Genomic DNA, 17,728 nt, shown 5'->3' with positions numbered 1-17,728 from the left:
CCACCCACAGGAGACACGTGGGCCCGCAGGCACAGCCCCAACGGCGAGCGAGCCGAGCTCACAGATGGGGTCGGAGCAGCTCCAACAGCGTCGGCAGCGCGGAGGCGACTCCCGGGTGCAGTTCGTAGTCGTTGAGCTCGTCCAGCGGCACCCACGACAGCTGGATGCTCTCGGGGTCATTGATGACAGCGTCGAAGCGGCGCAGGGTCTTCGCGATCACCGTCGTGTACGACCAGGTGTCCAGGTCGAGGATGTGCGTCTCGAGGATCTCGATGCCCGATCCATCCTGGTCAGGCACCCCGGCCTCTTCCCAGGACTCCCGGACCGCGGCCTCGACCGCCGACTCGCCCATATCGCGGGCGCCGCCGGGGAATCCCCAGGTCCCACCTTCGACCGACCACAGCGCCCGGTGCTGCATGAGCACCCCGCGCTCGGGATCGACGAGCATGAGCCCCGCGGCCCCGTTGAGACCCCAATGCTTCTTCCCATCGGACCCGTACGTCCACCCGTCACCCGATCGCCGAGGCGGCCGACCGGCAGGCAGACTCGTTGACTTCGCCGCCTGTGCGTTGCGTTCGGCGGCGCTGTTCGGGTCGTTCTCAGACGAGGACATGATCGACATCCAATGAGGAGACGGCGGCGAAGGACAGGTCACTCGGTCCGATTCCGCGGGAGACGAGCTCCGCACCGAGAGCCGCGACCATGGCTCCGTTATCCGTGCACAGTTTCAACGGCGGCACCCGCAGAGTCACGCCCGCCTCGGCGCAGCGGTCAGCGAGCACTTCACGCAGGTGCGAGTTCGCGGCCACTCCCCCACCGAGGACGACATGGTTGATGCCGGTGTCGGCCGCAGCGAGCAGAGTCTTGGTCACGAGCACGTCGACGACAGCGTCTTCGAACCCGGCGGCGATATCGGCCACCCTCAGGTCCGCGCCCAGAGTCTCGGCCTTCGTCACCTCACGCAGGGCTGCGGTCTTCAGCCCGGAGAACGAGAAGTTATACCGACGCTCGGGGTCGCGCAGGTCCTGCTTCTTCGCGAGTCCGCGCGGGAATCTCACTGCCTTCCGGTCGCCGGGGATCCCGGTGCCGTCGAGCAGGCCGAGAGCAGCCCTCGAGATGTTCGGTCCGCCGGGATAGTTGAGCCCCAGCAGGCGCGCGGTCTTGTCGAAGGCCTCACCTGCGGCATCGTCGATGGTGGCGCCGAGGAGTTCGATGTCCTCGACGAGGTCGCCGATGCGCAGAATCTCGGTGTGCCCACCGGAGACGAGCAGGGCGATGGTGGGAGTGGTCAATCCGTCGACGTCCTCGGCGACGAGGTCGACGGCCACGTGAGCGGCCAGATGGTTCACTCCGTAGAGCGGTTTGCCCAGCGCCGCGGCAAGCCCTTTGGCCGCGCCGACCCCGACCATGAGTGCACCGGAGAGACCCGGTCCGGCGGTCACCGCGACGGCGTCGATATCGGACAGCTCCACCCCGGCGGTCTCACAGGCAGAGGCGATGGCCGGGCCGATGGCCTGCACATGAGCGCGGGAGGCGACTTCGGGCACGACCCCGCCGAAGCGCACATGCTCGTCCATCGACGAGGAGACGGTGTTCGTCAGCAGCGTGCGGCCGCGGACGATGCCGACCCCGGTTTCGTCGCACGAGGATTCGATGCCGAGGACGAGTGGGTCGCTCATGATCCGTCCTCCGGGGCGTCGGCAGACTCCGCGGCTTCGAGGTCGAGGTCGGAGTAGATGGCCACGAGTTCGGGTTCGGTCACCTCGGCGATGTCCATACCGAGGGTGCGGGCGAAGAGGCGCAGATGCGTGTCCCACATCGGCCCCACCTCGGCGGCCTGACCGCGGGCGGTCTCGGCATCAGGAGCGGTATGGGTGAACACGAGCAGGGTCTCCTGACCGGTCTCCCCCTCGATCGGCAGCACGCGGAGGCCGAGCACTCCGAAATCGTCGAGTTCGAGCAGCACGTGATCGAAGTCCTCGCAGCTGAGAACAGATCCGTTCAGGTCGATATCCTCGAGTGCGAACGTGATCGTGCGCGTCTCTCCATCCTCGCCGAGGCGGAACGGCGCGAACCATGTCCGCACACCATCGGAATCGGTCAGTGCGTTCCACACCGTTTCGACGTCACGTTCGAGGAGCAGCTCGATGACGAGATCGGTGCCGTTCTCCCAGGTGACCAGGCGCGGGCTGGTCCCACTCATGCTTCCACCCAAGCTCCGTCGAGGGCAGCCTTCTGATCAGGACTCAGCTGCATCTGCGTTCCGGCGAGCAGCTCGGTGAGCTGTTCGGGCACGCGCGCCGAGGCGATCGTCGAGGGGATGAAATCGTGAGTGAGCTGCCAGGCGATGGCCGTGGCCGTCATCGTTGCCCCGTGGTCGGCGGCGACATCGTGAAGGACTTCGAGCGCACCGAGGGCCTTCTGGTCGTCGACGAAATCGGCGACCCGGTCACCGCGGACGCTGCCGGTGGCGTCACCGCCGGTGTGCTTTCCGGTGAGGAACCCGGAGGCCAGTGAGTGGAAGGGCAGTTCGGCGATGCCCTCAGATCGCAGGTACGCCTGCTTCTGCGGGTCGACCGCGGAGCGGGAGACGAGGTTGAATCGGTCTTGGACGACTCGATAGCAGGCCAAGGAGAGCTTCGTCGAGATCTTCCGAGCCTTCTGCAGTCGCTCGAGGCTGAAGTTCGATGCCCCGAGGTAGCTGACCTTGCCGGAGCGGACGAGCGCGTCGAACGTCTCGGCGACGGCGACCTGATCGACGTCATCATCGTCTCTGTGGGCGTAGTAGACATCGATGTGGTCGGTGCCGAGCCGGCGCAGCGAGTCGTCGACGGCGATGCGGATATTCGCCGGGTCAAGGCCCTTGCGCTTGGGATGCATGCCGACCTTGGTGGCGATGACCATCTCGTCGCGGTTGCCGCGAGCCTTCATCCATTCGCCGATGATCGTCTCGGACTCTCCGCCCGAGTTTCCCTCGACCCAGGCCGAGTACGCATCGGCTGTGTCGATGAAGTTTCCGCCGGCCTCGGCATAGGCGTCGAGGACAGCGAAGCTCTGATCCCGATCCGCACCCCAGCCGAAGGGGTTGCCGCCCAACTGAAGAGGGTGAACGAAGAGATCGGTATCTGCCAATTGCACACGTGTCATACCCTCCAGACTACCCTCCGAAACATTCCGGTCAGGGCTCGGTTCACGGTGAGATCCACCGCGAACCGAGCCCTGCTCGGCCAGGTCCCCGCTCTCAGACGAGGTCCGAGGGATCGAGGCCGATGTGGCGGCGGATTCCCGACCGGATGCCGAACCCTGCCACGATCGCCACGGCCAACCCGGTGCCCATGACGATCCAGGCCCGGATGGGCACCTCGGAGGCGGCTCGAGCTTCCTCGGCCTCCTGGGCGAAGACTGTCTCGTCGTCGATGTCGCCGTTCTTCTCCGACTTCTTGCCGTCGGCCCCCTTGCCCGCACCGGCGCCTGATCCGCTGCCGGCGCCTGCTCCGCTGCCGGCTCCTCCGGCACTGGCCTGCCCGGTTCCCGGCTGACCGCCGCCGCCCGCAGCGTTCTGACCGGGCGCGCCGGAGCCTGCACCCGGAGCGTAGTCTCCAGCGCCCGGCTCGTAGTCTCCGAGCGAGATGGTCATCGGCTGGGCCGGCTTGTAGGGATCCCGCGCTCCGTCGGAAGTGAACCAGTAGGAGTACTGACCTGTTTTGTGCTGGAAGTCGATGAAGTCCTGCGGGAAGGCACCCCAGTAGTCGCTGTTCTCACCGGTCTTCTTCGCCTGCGCCGAGGCGTTCTCATCAGCACCGCCGACCGCGCTGCCGGACGAGCCGGACTTGCCCTTGTTGTCGTATTTCACGCCGAGGTAGTCCGGGGTGGCCGTGATGTGTCCGTCGTCGAGGAGGGCGTCGACGTCGATGTTCTCGAAGTTCGCCATCGTGATCGATTCGGGTTTGAGGGTGACCCACTTCGACGAGTCGAACATGTCGGCTCCGTAACCGCTGAGGTCCGCCACGAGGCGGCCCTTCCCGCTGCTGTCGACCTCGAGCTTCGGGTCGGTCGCCGACCAATAGGTCATCCCGCCGTAGAACGCGACCGTGAAGCTGCCCTTCCACTGCACGGAGACACCGCTGTCGGTCTCGCTGACTTCGCCGTCCTTGATGGCCACCCGTGACTGGGTCCATGAGTCCTTACGCGATGTGGAGACAGCCTCACCGTCGGCATCGAGGCACCGGGAGTCCCAGGAGGCCTCCTTGAACGTCGACCCGGTCGGCTTCTGGATCGTCACGTTCCCGGACTTCGACTTGTAGAATCCAACACCACCGGAGGGCCAGACCCGGGCGCTGCCGGAGTCCTTCGCCTTGCCCGCCGAGAGGAAGTTGCAGCCGCCGAAGAACGCTCCGCCGTTGGCTTCCCGGTTCAACGACCAGTACAGAGTCGCGGACCCGTCGCCGGCGCTCTTCTTGTCGTCATCGTCCTTGCCGTCATCGCCTGGCTTGCCGGGTTCCTTCGGGTTGTCGTCTGGGTTCTCAGTGTGGTCGCCGTCGTCGGGGTCGTCGACCGGTTGGGAATAGGTGACCTCGAGGTCATTGGTCGTCTTCCGCGGCTGGATCGAGGTCTTCGCCCCAGCTGTGGTGTACCAGTAGGAATCCTGGCCGGTCTCGAGGTTGAAGTCGATCCAGTCCTGCGGCATCGCTCCCCACCAGGATTCGTTCTCCGCTGTCTTCGGGGTCTGAGAATTGCGTCCGTCCGCGCCCGTCTTGACTCCGAGGAAGTCCGGAGTGAATTCGAACCCCTTGTCGGAGATGTCGACCGAACCGTTCTGGAGTTCGACGATCGTGCCGTCACGAGCCTTGAGCTTCTTCCAGATGCTCAGATCGTCCATGTCCGCGCCGAAGCCGGAGTACGTTCCGGTGATGGTGCCCTTGCCGTTCTCGACCTCGAGCTTCGGGTCTGAGATCGTCCAGTAGGTCATCCCGCCGTAGTAGGCGAAGGTCCAGGAACCTTTCCACTGGATCGAGGCACTGTTCGTCTCCGGGTCGACGGTTCCCTTGCCGTTGGTGATCCTCACCGAATCGCCGGTGTGGTTGTTCTCTGTCTCGGCGTTGACCTTGCCGTTGACCAGCGCGCCGTCCCCGGTTTCGCAGCGCGACTGGAACGTCGAGTACTTTCCGTTCTCCTTGACGATGGAGACGTTGCCGTCGGTGAAGTTCCCATCCTTGTTCGTCTTGAACAGAGTGCCGGCGTCCTTGTCCGTCCAGATGCGTGCCATTCCCGAATCCCCGGCCTCACCTGCGGCCAGGTAGTTGCATCCGCCGAAGTAGGATCCGCCGGTGGATTCGTCATTGACCGACCAGTTGAAGACCGCGTCGTCGATGTCCTGCTCGCCCGAGTCGGTCGCTTCGTCCTCAGGCGAAGTCGTCGAGGCGGCTCCCGGCACCGAGTACGGCGCGGTCATCGCCTGTGCGGGTCCGGTGAGCCCGAAACCGAGCAGCCCCAGGGCAGCGATCCCTGCCGCGGTGCGTGTGAGAATTCGACCCCTGTGGGTGGAGGTGTGAGTGTGCATCGTCGTTCCTCGTCCGTTTTCGTCCCGCAGGACGATCCGTTCGTGTGTCATGAGTGCGTCGTCGTGTGGTCAGAGTTGTCGGTGCCGTCCGGAGCGACCGCCGTGAGGACTCGCGTGTCCTTGTGAACCTCCGGGTCGGTCTCCCCCGCCGAGGCGGCCCCACCGTCCCCGGGTCCCGTGCTGTTGGCGCCGGACTCGGCTGTGATGACGCCTCCGGTGTAGAAGCTCGGCGCAGCGCCGACGCCTTCGTCGCCGCGGCTGCCCGCGGCTTTCCGGTCCTCGTCCTCGAAAAAGGCGATGACCTGCGGAGGGAGTTTCCCGGTGCCGGGACCGAGGCTCTGGTGGCTCGCGTGCGCCACGGCACGCTCGGAGCCGCGTTCGAGCTTGGCCAGCTGCAGTTTCTTCTTCCGCTGCATCACGAGCCGACGTTTGGCCAGCTTGTGCTGGGTCCGAATCCGTTTCCGCTCGCGTCGGTCGCGTTCCTTCTCCATCGCCGCCGGGCTGACTCCCAGCAGCAGACTCTTGACCGCGAGGTAGCCGCCGATGCCGAACCCGAGACCGATCGCGATGATCGACCCGAGCACGAGCACTCCGGCGAGGATGGCGAAGAAGATCAGCCATGATGTGCTCGTCGGCGGTTCGCTGGCCACCGGTGCCACCTTCGGGTTCTGTGCAGGGTCAACGGTCTGGGTGTCCCCTCCGCCGGAGTTGCCGCTGCCGGAGCTCGCTTCCGCTCCGCCTCCATCGTCACCGGAACCACCGGTTGATTCTTCGCTCTTCTCATCGCCTCCGGACTTCTCAGTCTTCTCACCTTTCTCGCTCTTCTCGTCTTTCTCGGCGTCCTTGCCTGCGGCGGCACCGGAGGCGGAGAAGTCGACGGGCGTGAAGGATTCGTTGTTCGCGTTGTCGACACCGTGGGCGCCGATCGTGATGATGCCGCACTGGACCTCGCCGCAGTCGACTTCGGTCTCGTTCTGCGACCGGTCATAGGTCGTGAATTTCTCGCCGGGGACTTTGATGGTTCCGCTCCAGGTCCCGTTCGCCGCGACTTCGCCGCCGTTGGCGGCATACGCTGTGCTCGATCCAGGAAAGGTCACGAACAGCTGATATCCGGCCGGTTTGGTCTCGTCGTCATAGACGTAGCGGTAGTTCGACCCAGTCACTCCGCCCTTGCTCGGCCGCCATCCGCCGGAGGCGTCGTCGACCCAGCCGAAAAGGACGTAGATCCCACCGAATCCGCCTTCGACGGATTGGAAACCGGAGCCGGAGAGTTTGAGCGTCGACTCGCCGTCGGCCTTCGGGGTGCCGGACACGGACACCTTCGGGGCCGCCTCGGCGGGGGTCGGATTGAGCATCGTCGTCGTCACGCCCACGGCGAAGGCCAAGAGCGCGGAGATCGTGATGAGCGCAAGGATCCGCTTCACCGGCACCGAGGCGATGGTCCGATGGAATGCAGTCGTCAACATGGGTCAGTCTTCCTTTCGGCCGACGCGCACGGGCACGACCAACGGTGCTCCGGTGTTGGGGTCGGCCACGATGGATACGGGATAGTCGTAGACGTCGCTGATGCGGTCGGCGGTGAGCACCTCGGCGGGTGGACCGTCGGCGATGATCGAACCGTCGGAGATCATCGCGATCCGGTCGGCGTAGGCACCGGCGAGATCGAGGTTGTGGACGATGATGACCACGGCGCCTCCGGTCGAGGCATAGTCGCGGGCCTGCTGGAGGACGAGCTCTTGGTGGCGGATGTCCATCGGTGCGGTCGGCTCGTCGAGGAGCAGCGCCGGGGTCGCCTGCGCAAGCACCCTGGCCAGCGCGACCCGGGCCTTCTCGCCTCCGGACAGGGAGGTGAACTTCCGGGCCGCGAACTGCACGGTCTCCGTCCTCGACATCGATCCGGCGACGATGAGGTCGTCGTGCTGGGATTCGCGCATGCCCGCCCACGGGGAGCGGCCCATTTCGACGACCTCGAGGACGGTGAATGGGAATGCCATTCCGATGTCCTGGAGGAGGACCGCTCGGCGCATCGCCAGTTCTCGGGTCGACCAGGAGTACTCCACTTCGTCGTCGATGAACACCTTCCCGGCGTCGAGCTCGACGTCGGCGGTGATGGCATTGACCAGGGTCGATTTGCCGGCGCCGTTGGGGCCGACGATGGCGAGCACCTCCCCGCATCGGATGTCGAGGTCGATGCCGGCGAGGATGGTGCGTTCGCCGAAGCTCACCTCGGCTCCGCGCACGGAGATGATCGGCTTGCCGGCGACGGGGAATTCCGGGCGGCGCACGGCCGATCTGCCCACGGTGATGATGCTCATGCCCATCCTCCTGATTCCTTGCGGCTGCGTCTGATGAGGTAGAAGAAGAACGGCCCGCCGACCAGCGAGGTGAGCATGCCGATGGGCAGATCGGCGAACTCGACGAGGGTGCGAGCGGCAAGATCGGCGATCGAGAGCAGCACGGCCCCGCCGAGCACGCTGGCCGGCAGTAGGAGCCGGTGCCCGGGGCCGATGATCATGCGGATGATATGTGGGACGACGAGGCCGACGAAGGCGATGATCCCGCAGAAGGCTACAGCTGCGGAGACGAGCAGGGCGACGACGGCCATGACGATGATGCGCAGCCGCTCGACATTGATTCCGACGTGACGGGCGCTCTTCTCCCCGAGCGACAGGATGTCGAGGCCGGGTGCGAGGGTCTGGGCGATGATGATCCCGAAGACGATGAGCGGGAGGATCAGTCCGACCTGCGACCACAGGCTGCCGTTGAAGCTGCCCATCTGCCAGAACACGATCTGTTCCCGCGCCGAGGTGGGTGCGGCGAAGGTGATATACGCGATCGCGGCCCCGGCGATGGCGTTGACCGCGACACCCGTGAGCACGAGCGTGATCACCTCCGTACGCCCTCCCGAGCGGGAGACCGTGTAGACGATGAAGGTCGTGATCAGACCGCTGACGAAGGCGAAGGTCGGGGTGGTGAAGGCACCGAGGAAGGACCAGCCGAAGAGGATCGAGGCACTGGCGCCGACCGCTGCTCCCGAGGAGACTCCGACGACGCCGGGTTCGGCCAGCGGGTTGCCGAACACGCCCTGCATCATGGCTCCTGCCACGGCGAGAGCGGCACCGACGAGGACGGTCATGACCACGCGGGGGAAGCGCACCTGCCACAGTGCCTCTTCGCCGAAATCGTGGCTCGGTCCCGGCAGCCAGTCGAGTCCGACTTTGCCCAGCAGTGAGCCGATGACCTCGAGCGGCGGGATGAAGAGCTGACCGATTGCGGCAGAGAGCACGCATGCGGCGATGAGGGCGATGGTGAGGACGAGGAACAGGGTTCCCGCCCGGGCGGTGCGCTGACCGCGGATGCGTCCGAGGTCGAGCCCCTGATCTTCTCGGACGGCGTCGAGGCGGCTCGTCGGGTCGGGGCGTCCGCCCGCCGCGGGGGCGGCGGGACCGGTACCGACTTCGGCCGGGTCGGGGCGGCGGCGGGATCGGCGCAGCGAGGTGTCCCGAATCTCGGTGGACTCACTCATGCCTCATCCTCTTCCAGTTCCTCATTGATCTCTTTCAGTCGCTTCTCGATGGACTTCGGCGGATGGTCCGGGTGATAGGCGAGCTCGGGCGCGTAGATCGCGGTGCCGAGAGCCGCGAGCACCTGCGCCGAACGCGGGCCGAAGCTCATCACTTCGTAGTCGCTCATATCGACGAGCCGCCGATTCTTCCCTGCCGGAGTCTGTTTGATGCCGGGCAGTTCGAGAGCCTTGTCGATGCCTCCCACCGAGGCGAGCCCCAGGGTCATGACGATGATGACGTCGGGGGCTGCCTTGATGAGTGCTTCTGAATTCGTCGGTGACATGCCTTCGAATCCGACTTCGGCGGCGACATCGCGGGCGGAGACGGATTGGATGAGCGAATCCGCGCCGGAGCCGACGCCGAACCAGTAGTAGATGTTGCCGCGCAGGTAGAGGAAGACCGTCCGCGGGCGATCGGCGGGATCCTCGGGAGCGAGCCTCGCGACGGCTTTCTGCGTGTCGTTGATCTCGCGGACGGTGCGTTCGGCGAGCTTGTCACCGAGTTCGGGCACACCGAGAGCATCCGCGACCTCCCGGATCTGCGGTCCCGCGGAGCGCACGCCGTCGGAATACGACGATGAGATGAAGATGACGGGAATGCCGGCATTGCGCAGCTGCAGCTGCGCGTCGTAGGGGCCGATGGTCGTATCGGTGAGGACGACGTCGGGCGAGAGCGCGAGCACCGCCTCGGCGTTGATCTCATGTCCGCCTTGAGTGATCAGCGGCAGCTGCTCGGCACCGGGGACGAGCTGAGTGAAGTCAGTGGCGATGTCTCTGCCGACGAGGTTGCAGCCGAGTCCGAGACCGACCACCGCGGCGGCGATCCCGCCGTTCTGGTTCATTGCGAGGATTCGGTCGGTCTTCTTCACCGTCTGCTCGGGACCGTCATTGCTCTTCACCGTCACCGGCAGGTTCGCTTCGTGCGCGGCCGTATCGGTGACCGGCGGAATCTCGCCGGCCTGCGTATACGCAGTCGTCTGCCCCGTGATCTCCGTCGGGTCGGGCAGAGCTTTCCGGTCGACGTCGGGAACGTCGGGCAGATTCGGCGTCGACCGGGCGGGAGGCTGCTGACATGCGGCCTCACCTTGGGCGTTGATCGAACCGATGTTGTGGATTCCGTTGTTCCACAGCAGGACCGCCAGCACCAGACCGCCGGCGAGCCACGCGGTCCGGCGGAACGATCGACGGCGCACAGTCCTGCGCAAAGACCACTTCTGCATGAGTTACTCGAACATCCCTGAAAGTCATTTAATTAAGGCAAGGCTACTCATTCATAAGTAAGGCTAACCTTGGCTTTTTACGATATGTCTGTGTAGTCTATTTATCGTTCAGCGAATCCACAACTTCTGCTGATGATGAATCCAGGATCTTTTCCGAGGCCTGGCACCACGCGGTCTTCGCCGTGTGCGACGTTGAAAATGAGGAGAATCTATGACGCACAAGAGTGCGCGCGCACGTGCCGCGAAGGCACGACGCTTGACTTCGCCGCTGGCGGCCGGAGCGGCGATTGCAGCCGCCACCGGACTGCTGGGGATGAGCATGAGCGCCCCGGCATTCGGAGCGGTCGACAAGACCGTTGACGATGCTGTGTTCAGCTGGTCGGTCAACAACGAGTCCACCGGCGGCGCCTACTTCGGTGGGTGCAACTTCCTCGCAGCGGGTGAAGCCGGAGACACGGGCATGGCTCGCATCTGGACCGCCAAGGACGCAGGATCGATCTATTCCGTCGATGACGCGGGGAAGTTCACCGATGGGAACACCTCGATCGTCAAGACGAATGGCGAACTGTCGGACTTCGACAGCCGCTGCACCGATGGTGAGGGCAACAAGGTCAACGGCAAGATCAACGCCGAAGCGCCGAACAACCACACAGGTGACCACGTAGAGATCAAGAACGGCACCGGAACGGTCGATCCCGACAACGACAATGCCTCCATCCAGTGGGAGGGCTCCTGGTCGTTCGCGTACTACGGCGGAATGACCTACTGGACGATCTCGGATCCGAAGCTCGAGGTCAAGAACGGCAAGGGCAACATCACCGGAACCTACTCCGGGTTCGGTGCCGATATGGACGATCTGAGCATCTGGAAGAAGCTCGATGCGCGTGACGGCGATATCGTCGAAATCCAGCAGGGCGAGGTCGATGTCACCGACTCGGGCTTCGAGTTCACCCCTGACTACCTCGGCGTGGAGACTGCCACCGACGGCCGCAACCTGCAGTCGCCGAAGTCGTCTGAGAACGAGTCCTGGTGGGGCGCCATGCCGCAGGACTGGATCGACTTCAACGTCGAGACCGGTCAGGACTCCTACTGGTACACCACCGCCGGAGCGAGCACCTCGATCCAGCCGCGGAAGAAGACGAATCCGCTCACTGTCGAGTACACAGCTCAGGCCCCAGCCCCCGACGTCTCGACGTCACACTCCGTGAAGTCCGCAAGCGCCGAGGACGGCCTCACCGTCAACGTCACAGGCGATGGCTACGACAATCTCCCCGATTCCAGCCTCGGCAAACCGTCGGCAGGCGCGTATGCCGCCATCGTTGATCGTGACCTCGCCAGCAAAGATGTCACCGCCGGCAACACGACCGCTGTGCAGTACGTGATGCCGCCGCAGATCAAGGACGGCAAGATCGACGTCGATGTCACCGCAAAGACCGTCGACCTCGACGAGTCGAAGGACTACGACGTGCTGACCTGGGTCGCCCACGGCCTGCCCACCGGAGATGCCGAGCTCTATCGCGAACCCATCGAACTGACCGACGAGCAGAAGAACGCCCTGTTCCCCAGTGACGACGATGCAGATGATGCAGCTGACGACGGCGCGACCGACGGAGCCGAAGCCGGTGACGACGGTGCAGCCGACGCCGCCGAGGGCGAAGCCGATGACAAGGGCGCAGCCGATGCGGCCGAAGGCGAAGCCGACGATAACGGCACCGCAGACACGGGCGCCGACGGTGCTGAAGCCGGTGACGACGGTGCAGCCGACGCTGCCGAAGGTGAAGCCGACGACAAGGGCGCAGCCGATGCGACCGAAGGCGAAGCCGACGGTGCCGAGTCCGACGACAATGGTTCAGCCGATGCAGCCGAGGGTGCGGAAGACGGGGCGTCGGATGCCGCTGAAGCCGGTGACGACGGTACGGCCGATGCAGCCGAAGGCGAAGCCGACGGGTCGAAGGCCGGCGCCGCAGCAGACGGATCGGCCGACGGTTCCGACTCGGATGCCGGAGGCGCTGCCGACGGTGATGACTCCGACGGCGGTTCCGACGGTGACGAAGACAAGCCTGCCAAGCCGGTCGTCGCAGACCAGACAGTCGGCGAGGACCGTCTCGTCAAGGGCAAGACCGCCCCGAACGCCGAGGTGAATCTTGCCTGGACCCCCGTGGTCGAGAAGAACGCGGACAGCCAGATCAAGGCCTTCGCCGCGAAGGTCCCGTCCGAGGACAACGTCACGGTGACTGCCGACGCTGAGGGCAACTTCTCCGCCAAGGCCCCGAGCGCCAAGGGCACGTACGCCTACTCGGCAATCGCCACGGTCGACGGTGTTCCGTCCGACCCCGCCGAGTTTACCGTCACGGTGACCGAGGACGAAGCCGCCGATGACGACGCCGGCAGCGAAGGCAGCTCGGACGGCGGGTCAGCCGACGCCGCCGGATCCGGTGACGACGGTGCGACCGACGGAGCCGAAGCCGGTTCCGACGGCGGCTCGAGCGCCTCAGGCGGTGCGTCCGACGGCTCCGGCGCAGCAGGTTCGTCCTCTGCCGGATCCGAAGGTTCGTCGACAGGCGGCTCCGAGTCGGGCAGCTCCGACGGAGGAAACCTCCCGCGTACCGGTGCCGAGCTGATGACTCTGCCGATCGCGATCGGTCTTCTCATCCTCGGCGCAGGTTCTGTTATGTTCTCGCGGATGCGCAAGCGCTAGACTGGCCTCAGACAAGTTCTGTAGTGAGCCAGCGAGTCCGTCCCGGTTCGGCACGAGAGTTCCGAACCGGGACGGACTCACCCCCATAGTCCCACTATCGCGAACCGTCATTCGGATCGACGATCTCCCAATGAGGAAACATCATGTCTGAACCGTTCTCCGCTCGCCTCAAGGCCAGCACCGCCACCATCCACGACGAGGTCGAACACACCACGTTCATGGTCGACCTCATGGAAGGACGGCTCGACGCAAGGGCCTACGCCCTGCTGCTCAAGCAGTACGACGTCATCTACGGCGTGCTCGAGTCGAAGTCACGGGAGTTCGCCGACGATCCTGTCTTCGCGCCGTTCTTCGACGCCCATCTGTTCCGGGCCGACCGCATCGCCGCCGACCTGGCCGCGCTCGACGGCACCGAACTGCCTGTCATGCCCAGCGCCACCGCCTATGCCGCGCACCTGGCGGGACTCGACCGCGCCGAGCAGGTCATCGCCCACCACTACACGCGCTACCTCGGCGACCTCTCCGGCGGTCAGGCGATCGGCACCCTCATGGGCCGGCACTACAGTCTGCCGGCGACCTCGCTGACGATGTGGGATTTCGCCGAGCTCGGCAAAACGAAGCCGTACAAGGACGCCTACCGCCGACTCCTCGACCAGGTTGCGGCAACCGGCGGTGACGAGCAGATCGTCGTCGACGAGACGATGGAAGCGTTCCGACTCAACGGAGCGCTGCTCGTCGACCTCACCGAGGCGACCGATAACCGTGCGGTTCCCGTCGCCTAGGGCGCGACTTGAGAAGGATCAGTCGCCGATCCGCAGACGCATGAGAATTCCCGCGGCGCCCGGATAGTAGTCCGGGCGCCGCCCCCATTCCTCGAACCCGAAGGATGCGTACATCCCCAGCGCCGCAGCATTGCGTTCGTCGACCTCGAGGTGGACGACCTCGGAACCGCGTTCCTTCGCCCAATCGATTCCCGCCTGCAGCAGGGCGCGACCGATGCCTGTGCCGCGCGCAGCCTCGGTGGTGGCGATCGTCATCACATCGGCTTCCGCACCTGCCCCCGACATGACGATCCACCCTGCCAACTCCCCCGCCGAGGCGGTGAACTCACTATCCGTGGCTGTGCCGTCCACATCCGTTCCCCCCGCCGAGGCGGTCCTGGCGGCGAGCATGACCGTGCCGTTCTGCGCCTTGACCGACCAGTAGTAGCCGAGCGTCCAGGCTGTGGGTCCGAAGATCGCCGCATCGTGGTCGGCCACCTCGGCGAGGTCCCACCAGGGAAGCTCGGCGATGGTCGTGGAGGTCATTTCAATGAGCTCTCGCGTACCGGGGTTGCTTTCGCATCGGGTTCGCGCAGGTATTCGGGGATCGGGTCGGCAAGGTCTCGACCGGCGGCGAGTTCCCGTGCCGCCGCGAACGCAAGATATTCGGCACGAGGATCGGTGATCGACTCAGAGGTCGACGCTCCGAGGACGTCCGGATAGAGGAGGAATCCGCGGCCGAGCTTCTGATCGATCGTATCGAGCCGGTAGCCGTTGTCGGCGAGAACTGAAGCAACCTCGGCCGGTTTGGCCACGAACGGCCCGGCGTTCAGCGTGGCGTCGGCGGAGTCGTAGACGCTGAAATAGACCTCTTTGCGGCGGGCGTCCGAAGCGATGAGGACGGGGCGAACGGATTCGGTCGCGGCGGGCGACGCGACCTCCGACGCAAGTGCTGGGGAGCCTTCGGCACTGCGGACGAACTCTTCGACGATCGCGGCTTGGGACAGCAGTCCCTTGACGGGAATCCCACGAGCCTGACCGACGGCGATTCCGGAGGCGATGCCCACCCGCAGACCGGTGAAGGGTCCGGGTCCGATGCCGACGACGACGAGTTCGGGTTGGGCATCCTCGGCGAGCACGCCGGCGAGCGCAGGACCGATGAACTCAACGTGTCGACGTTGGTCATCGGCCTGTTCGGCCGCGATGACCGAACCGGTGTCCGTATCCACGAGGGCCACAGAGGCCGACTGCGAGGTGTCGATGGCCAGAACGATCATGATTCGTCTCCCTCATCCGCGAAGTCCTCGGCAGGCAGATCTGCAGAGGCCGGGTCGTCGACTCGCACGCCTGCCAGCGCCGAGACAGCGGCTTCAACCGCTGGCATGCGTTCGATCCATGCATCCCCGCGGCCGGTGAGGTCGACGGTGCGTCGTTCGTCCTCCACCTCGTCCTCGTCGTCCACACCGACCGAGTCATCGTCCCCCGCGGCTTCATCCCACACCGGGGTGATGGTGATGTCGAGGTGATCGCTGCTGAGCTGCTCGGCCAGGCCGGCTCCCCATTCGACGACCGTGATCGACTCGTCGAGTTCGGAGTCGAGGTCGAGATCTTCGAGCTCCTCCCCGTCGGCCAACCGATACGCGTCGACGTGGACGAGGGCGGGTCCGCCAGAGCGCGACGGGTGTTCGCGGGCGATGACGAACGTCGGCGACGTGATCCGCCCAGCCACGTCGAGGGCTTTGCCCAGCGACTGCGTGAACGTCGTCTTCCCCGCTCCGAGGTTGCCCGTGAGGATGAGCAGATCACCGGCGCGCAGATGGTCGGCCAGGACCGCAGCGAACGTGCGCATCTGCTCCAAGGATTCGAGATGGACCCTCATCGCCCGTCTCCCTTCCGGGCGACCCGGTCGACGCGGGCGCTGAGCTGGGTGACGATCTCGTAGTTGATCGTGTTCGCCCAGGTCCCCCATTCGGCCGCGCTCGGCCCACCGGGACCGAAGATGACGACCTCATCGCCGATGGCCACCTCATCGTTGCCGGCACCGATGTCGATGATCATCTGATCCATGGCGATACGCCCGACGACGGGGTAACGACGATCCCGGATGGCCACCTCGGCGCGGTTCGAGGCTGCCCGCGGCAGTCCGTCCCCGTACCCACCGGGCACGAGCGCGAACCGGGTGTCGGTCGCGGCGGTGAACGTCAGCCCGTAGGAGGCGCCGTGACCTGCTGGGATGTCCTTGAGATTGATGACGCTGGAGGTCAGCCGCATGACCGGGCGGAGCCCGAGAGCCGCCGGATCCCCGTCTTCGAGCGGGGACAGACCGTAGAGGGCGAGCCCCACCCTCGCCGAGGTGCCCGGGCACGGTCCCAGGGTGAGCGCTCCCGGTGAGTTCGCGATGTGCACATCCAGGTCATCCGATTCGCCGAGGCGGCCGTCCGCGGCGTCGAGCACGGCCCGAAGCTGCCCGTGGGCGGAGGAGAAGACCGCGCTCTGCGCTGCGGTCTCGGGGCGTTCGGGTTCGTCGGCGACGGCGAAGTGGCTCATGATTCCGACGATGCGGATATCGGCTCCGGCATCGTGTGTCTTGGAGTCGTCGGTGTGGCTGTCTTCGGCGTGACGGCGCAGCCAGTCGAAGGCACGGACAAGAGCCTCCGGGGACAGACCGTTGCGGCCGAGACCGGTGTCGATCTTGAGATGGGCTCGGGCTGTGACGCCGGTGCGGCGGGCCGCCTCGGCGAGTCGGTCGAGGGCGCCGACCGTCGAAATTCCCAGTTCGATGCCGGCGCGAACCGCCTCGTCGAGGTCGGTGGTCGGTCCGTAGAGCCAGGCGAGGATCTGCGCTTCGGGGCCGAGCAGGCTGCGCAGACGAAGGGCTTCGGGGATCGTGGCCACACAGAACTCGCGCCACCCGGCCGAGAAGAGAGCGGGTGCGACGAGGTCGATGCCGTGGCCGTAGGCGTTGGCTTTGACGACGCATTTGAGGCGGGCGGGTGAGAGCCGATCGGCAAGGACGGCGGCGTTGTCGCACAGGGCCGCCTCGTCGATCTCGGCCCGTACGAGAGCCTCGGGGATGTCGAAAGATGTCACTGGATAAGACTACCGCCGACCCCCGTCGACCAGCACCTTCGCTACGCTGATCCCCCCGCGGCATTCGGCTCCGGTGCCGGTGTCGCAGGTGCAGCCGACGACGTGTTCGGCGAAGACCGGCTCGACGAGCCATTCGATGAAGAAGGAGACATCATGCACACCACACCAGCCCGCATCCTCGCGATGGTGGTCGCGGCCGTCCTGTTTGCGACGGGCCTCACCGTGATCGGACAGACCGGTCCCGCCGAGGCGGCCGCGAAGTACTGCACCGGCGTCGAGTCGAACAGTTCGGTCACGGCCGCGAAGGCCATCGAGGTCAAGCAGCGGTCGACGATCACCGCCGATATCTACCTGTGCAAGAAGTCCGGCGACCGGTACGTCCGCGACAGCGGCCCGTTCAAGGCCCGCCTCGGCTACAACGGCACCACGTCGAGCAAACGGGAAGGTGACGGCAAGACCCCGAAGGGTGTGTTCTGGATGCGCGATGGCTTCGGCACCTCGGCGAATCCCGGGCTGGGCAAGCCGTGGACGAAGGTCACCCGCGATCATGTCTGGGTCGACGGTGACGCGACGAATGCCGAGGGCTACAACACGATGCAGCGGAAGTCCGAAGGGTACAAGGGCGAATCCCTCTACCAGCCGAAGCCGTACAAGTATGCCCAGGTCATCGGCTACAACGAGGCTCGCACGCCGGGGAAGGGATCGGCGATCTTCCTCCATGCGAACACGGAGTCGATGAAGACCGCCGGCTGTGTGTCGATGTACGAGTCCAGTCTCGTCAAGGCGATGAAGTGGGAGGGCTCGACGAAGACGCAGATCCTCATCCACTGAGGT

At 65.6% G+C, this 17,728-nt stretch carries 17 protein-coding genes; 3 read left to right on the top strand and 14 right to left on the bottom strand.

Annotation, left to right across the window (positions count from 1 at the left end; genetic code table 11):
- Nucleotides 1-58: 58 nt before the first annotated feature.
- From ACU4IU_RS14015 to ACU4IU_RS13975, 9 genes are all read right to left on the bottom strand, one after another.
- Nucleotides 59-622, bottom strand: a complete 564-nt coding sequence (locus tag ACU4IU_RS14015) for an NUDIX domain-containing protein (RefSeq protein WP_259357696.1) — start codon at nt 620-622, stop codon at nt 59-61.
- The gene (gene tsaD / locus ACU4IU_RS14010) at nt 600-1,679 is read right to left on the bottom strand and encodes a tRNA (adenosine(37)-N6)-threonylcarbamoyltransferase complex transferase subunit TsaD (protein WP_446657083.1); all 1,080 of its coding nucleotides are present in this window, start codon (nt 1,677-1,679) and stop codon (nt 600-602) included. Before tsaD ends, ACU4IU_RS14015 begins: the two co-directional genes overlap by 23 nt.
- Nucleotides 1,676-2,203, bottom strand: coding sequence for an SRPBCC domain-containing protein (locus tag ACU4IU_RS14005; RefSeq protein WP_446657082.1), 528 nt, complete (start codon nt 2,201-2,203; stop codon nt 1,676-1,678). Before ACU4IU_RS14005 ends, tsaD begins: the two co-directional genes overlap by 4 nt.
- Nucleotides 2,200-3,147 carry an aldo/keto reductase gene (locus tag ACU4IU_RS14000; protein ID WP_446657081.1) on the bottom strand — a complete coding sequence of 316 codons (948 nt, stop codon included), beginning with the start codon at nt 3,145-3,147 and terminating at the stop codon, nt 2,200-2,202. Before ACU4IU_RS14000 ends, ACU4IU_RS14005 begins: the two co-directional genes overlap by 4 nt.
- Before the next feature lie 94 nt (nt 3,148-3,241).
- Nucleotides 3,242-5,560 carry an HtaA domain-containing protein gene (locus tag ACU4IU_RS13995; protein WP_446657080.1) on the bottom strand — a complete coding sequence of 773 codons (2,319 nt, stop codon included), beginning with the start codon at nt 5,558-5,560 and terminating at the stop codon, nt 3,242-3,244.
- Between the two features lie 47 nt (nt 5,561-5,607).
- A complete protein-coding gene (locus ACU4IU_RS13990; protein ID WP_446657079.1) occupies nt 5,608-7,026 on the bottom strand; it encodes a hypothetical protein in 1,419 nt (472 codons plus the stop codon).
- Between the two features lie 3 nt (nt 7,027-7,029).
- Nucleotides 7,030-7,875: a heme ABC transporter ATP-binding protein gene (locus tag ACU4IU_RS13985; RefSeq protein ID WP_446657078.1), complete on the bottom strand. Its 846-nt coding sequence runs from the start codon at nt 7,873-7,875 to the stop codon at nt 7,030-7,032.
- Nucleotides 7,872-9,086, bottom strand: a complete 1,215-nt coding sequence (locus tag ACU4IU_RS13980; protein ID WP_216656970.1) for a FecCD family ABC transporter permease — start codon at nt 9,084-9,086, stop codon at nt 7,872-7,874. Before ACU4IU_RS13980 ends, ACU4IU_RS13985 begins: the two co-directional genes overlap by 4 nt.
- A complete protein-coding gene (locus ACU4IU_RS13975; RefSeq protein WP_446657077.1) occupies nt 9,083-10,330 on the bottom strand; it encodes a heme/hemin ABC transporter substrate-binding protein in 1,248 nt (415 codons plus the stop codon). The genes ACU4IU_RS13980 and ACU4IU_RS13975 overlap by 4 nt, the downstream gene beginning before the upstream one ends.
- Before the next feature lie 226 nt (nt 10,331-10,556).
- On the opposite strand from ACU4IU_RS13975, the gene ACU4IU_RS13970 reads away from it, so the two are divergent.
- Together ACU4IU_RS13970 and ACU4IU_RS13965 are read left to right on the top strand one after the other, a co-directional pair.
- Nucleotides 10,557-13,043, top strand: a complete 2,487-nt coding sequence (locus ACU4IU_RS13970; RefSeq protein WP_172170832.1) for an LPXTG cell wall anchor domain-containing protein — start codon at nt 10,557-10,559, stop codon at nt 13,041-13,043.
- Between the two features lie 143 nt (nt 13,044-13,186).
- On the top strand, nt 13,187-13,825 hold the full coding sequence (locus ACU4IU_RS13965) for a biliverdin-producing heme oxygenase (protein WP_139908686.1): 639 nt from the start codon (nt 13,187-13,189) through the stop codon (nt 13,823-13,825).
- An 18-nt stretch (nt 13,826-13,843) separates the two neighbouring features.
- Here the strand turns inward: ACU4IU_RS13965 and ACU4IU_RS13960 are convergent, their stop codons facing one another.
- The 5 genes from ACU4IU_RS13960 to ACU4IU_RS13940 are packed head-to-tail and all read right to left on the bottom strand — an operon-like array spanning nt 13,844 to nt 17,053.
- Nucleotides 13,844-14,350 (bottom strand): GNAT family N-acetyltransferase, encoded by a 507-nt coding sequence (locus ACU4IU_RS13960; RefSeq protein ID WP_446657076.1) that lies wholly within the window; start codon nt 14,348-14,350, stop codon nt 13,844-13,846.
- Complete coding sequence (gene tsaB, locus ACU4IU_RS13955; protein WP_446657075.1) at nt 14,347-15,081, bottom strand: tRNA (adenosine(37)-N6)-threonylcarbamoyltransferase complex dimerization subunit type 1 TsaB; 735 nt, start codon at nt 15,079-15,081, stop codon at nt 14,347-14,349. The genes ACU4IU_RS13960 and tsaB overlap by 4 nt, the downstream gene beginning before the upstream one ends.
- Nucleotides 15,078-15,683, bottom strand: coding sequence for a tRNA (adenosine(37)-N6)-threonylcarbamoyltransferase complex ATPase subunit type 1 TsaE (tsaE, locus tag ACU4IU_RS13950; protein ID WP_172170824.1), 606 nt, complete (start codon nt 15,681-15,683; stop codon nt 15,078-15,080). The genes tsaB and tsaE overlap by 4 nt, the downstream gene beginning before the upstream one ends.
- On the bottom strand, nt 15,680-16,894 hold the full coding sequence (gene alr / locus ACU4IU_RS13945; RefSeq protein WP_259357682.1) for an alanine racemase: 1,215 nt from the start codon (nt 16,892-16,894) through the stop codon (nt 15,680-15,682). Before alr ends, tsaE begins: the two co-directional genes overlap by 4 nt.
- A gap of 9 nt (nt 16,895-16,903) precedes the next feature.
- Entirely contained in the window at nt 16,904-17,053 is a 150-nt protein-coding gene (locus ACU4IU_RS13940; RefSeq protein ID WP_446657074.1) for a hypothetical protein, read from the bottom strand.
- Here ACU4IU_RS13940 and ACU4IU_RS13935 point away from each other — a divergent pair.
- Complete coding sequence (locus tag ACU4IU_RS13935; protein WP_446657073.1) at nt 17,048-17,725, top strand: hypothetical protein; 678 nt, start codon at nt 17,048-17,050, stop codon at nt 17,723-17,725. The two genes, ACU4IU_RS13940 and ACU4IU_RS13935, sit on opposite strands and share 6 nt — an antisense overlap.
- Nucleotides 17,726-17,728: the final 3 nt, after the last annotated feature.

This window comes from Brevibacterium sp. CSND-B09, from assembly GCF_052906525.1.
Note: the sequence above shows the minus strand (reverse complement) of the source record. Positions and strands in the feature narration are given on the sequence as shown.

Bases quoted from the DNA above. Each gene is read 5' to 3' on its own strand.
- ACU4IU_RS13935 (WP_446657073.1), top strand. From the start codon at position 17,048: ATGCACACCACACCAGCCCGCATCCTCGCGATGGTGGTCGCGGCCGTC.
- ACU4IU_RS14005 (WP_446657082.1), bottom strand. From the start codon at position 2,203: ATGAGTGGGACCAGCCCGCGCCTGGTCACCTGGGAGAACGGCACCGAT.
- ACU4IU_RS13980 (WP_216656970.1), bottom strand. From the start codon at position 9,086: ATGAGTGAGTCCACCGAGATTCGGGACACCTCGCTGCGCCGATCCCGC.
- ACU4IU_RS14000 (WP_446657081.1), bottom strand. From the start codon at position 3,147: ATGACACGTGTGCAATTGGCAGATACCGATCTCTTCGTTCACCCTCTT.
- ACU4IU_RS14015 (WP_259357696.1), bottom strand. From the start codon at position 622: ATGTCGATCATGTCCTCGTCTGAGAACGACCCGAACAGCGCCGCCGAA.
- ACU4IU_RS13965 (WP_139908686.1), top strand. From the start codon at position 13,187: ATGTCTGAACCGTTCTCCGCTCGCCTCAAGGCCAGCACCGCCACCATC.
- tsaB (WP_446657075.1), bottom strand. From the start codon at position 15,081: ATGATCGTTCTGGCCATCGACACCTCGCAGTCGGCCTCTGTGGCCCTC.
- tsaD (WP_446657083.1), bottom strand. From the start codon at position 1,679: ATGAGCGACCCACTCGTCCTCGGCATCGAATCCTCGTGCGACGAAACC.
- ACU4IU_RS13985 (WP_446657078.1), bottom strand. From the start codon at position 7,875: ATGAGCATCATCACCGTGGGCAGATCGGCCGTGCGCCGCCCGGAATTC.
- ACU4IU_RS13990 (WP_446657079.1), bottom strand. From the start codon at position 7,026: ATGTTGACGACTGCATTCCATCGGACCATCGCCTCGGTGCCGGTGAAG.
- ACU4IU_RS13970 (WP_172170832.1), top strand. From the start codon at position 10,557: ATGACGCACAAGAGTGCGCGCGCACGTGCCGCGAAGGCACGACGCTTG.
- ACU4IU_RS13960 (WP_446657076.1), bottom strand. From the start codon at position 14,350: ATGACCTCCACGACCATCGCCGAGCTTCCCTGGTGGGACCTCGCCGAG.
- tsaE (WP_172170824.1), bottom strand. From the start codon at position 15,683: ATGAGGGTCCATCTCGAATCCTTGGAGCAGATGCGCACGTTCGCTGCG.
- ACU4IU_RS13995 (WP_446657080.1), bottom strand. From the start codon at position 5,560: ATGCACACTCACACCTCCACCCACAGGGGTCGAATTCTCACACGCACC.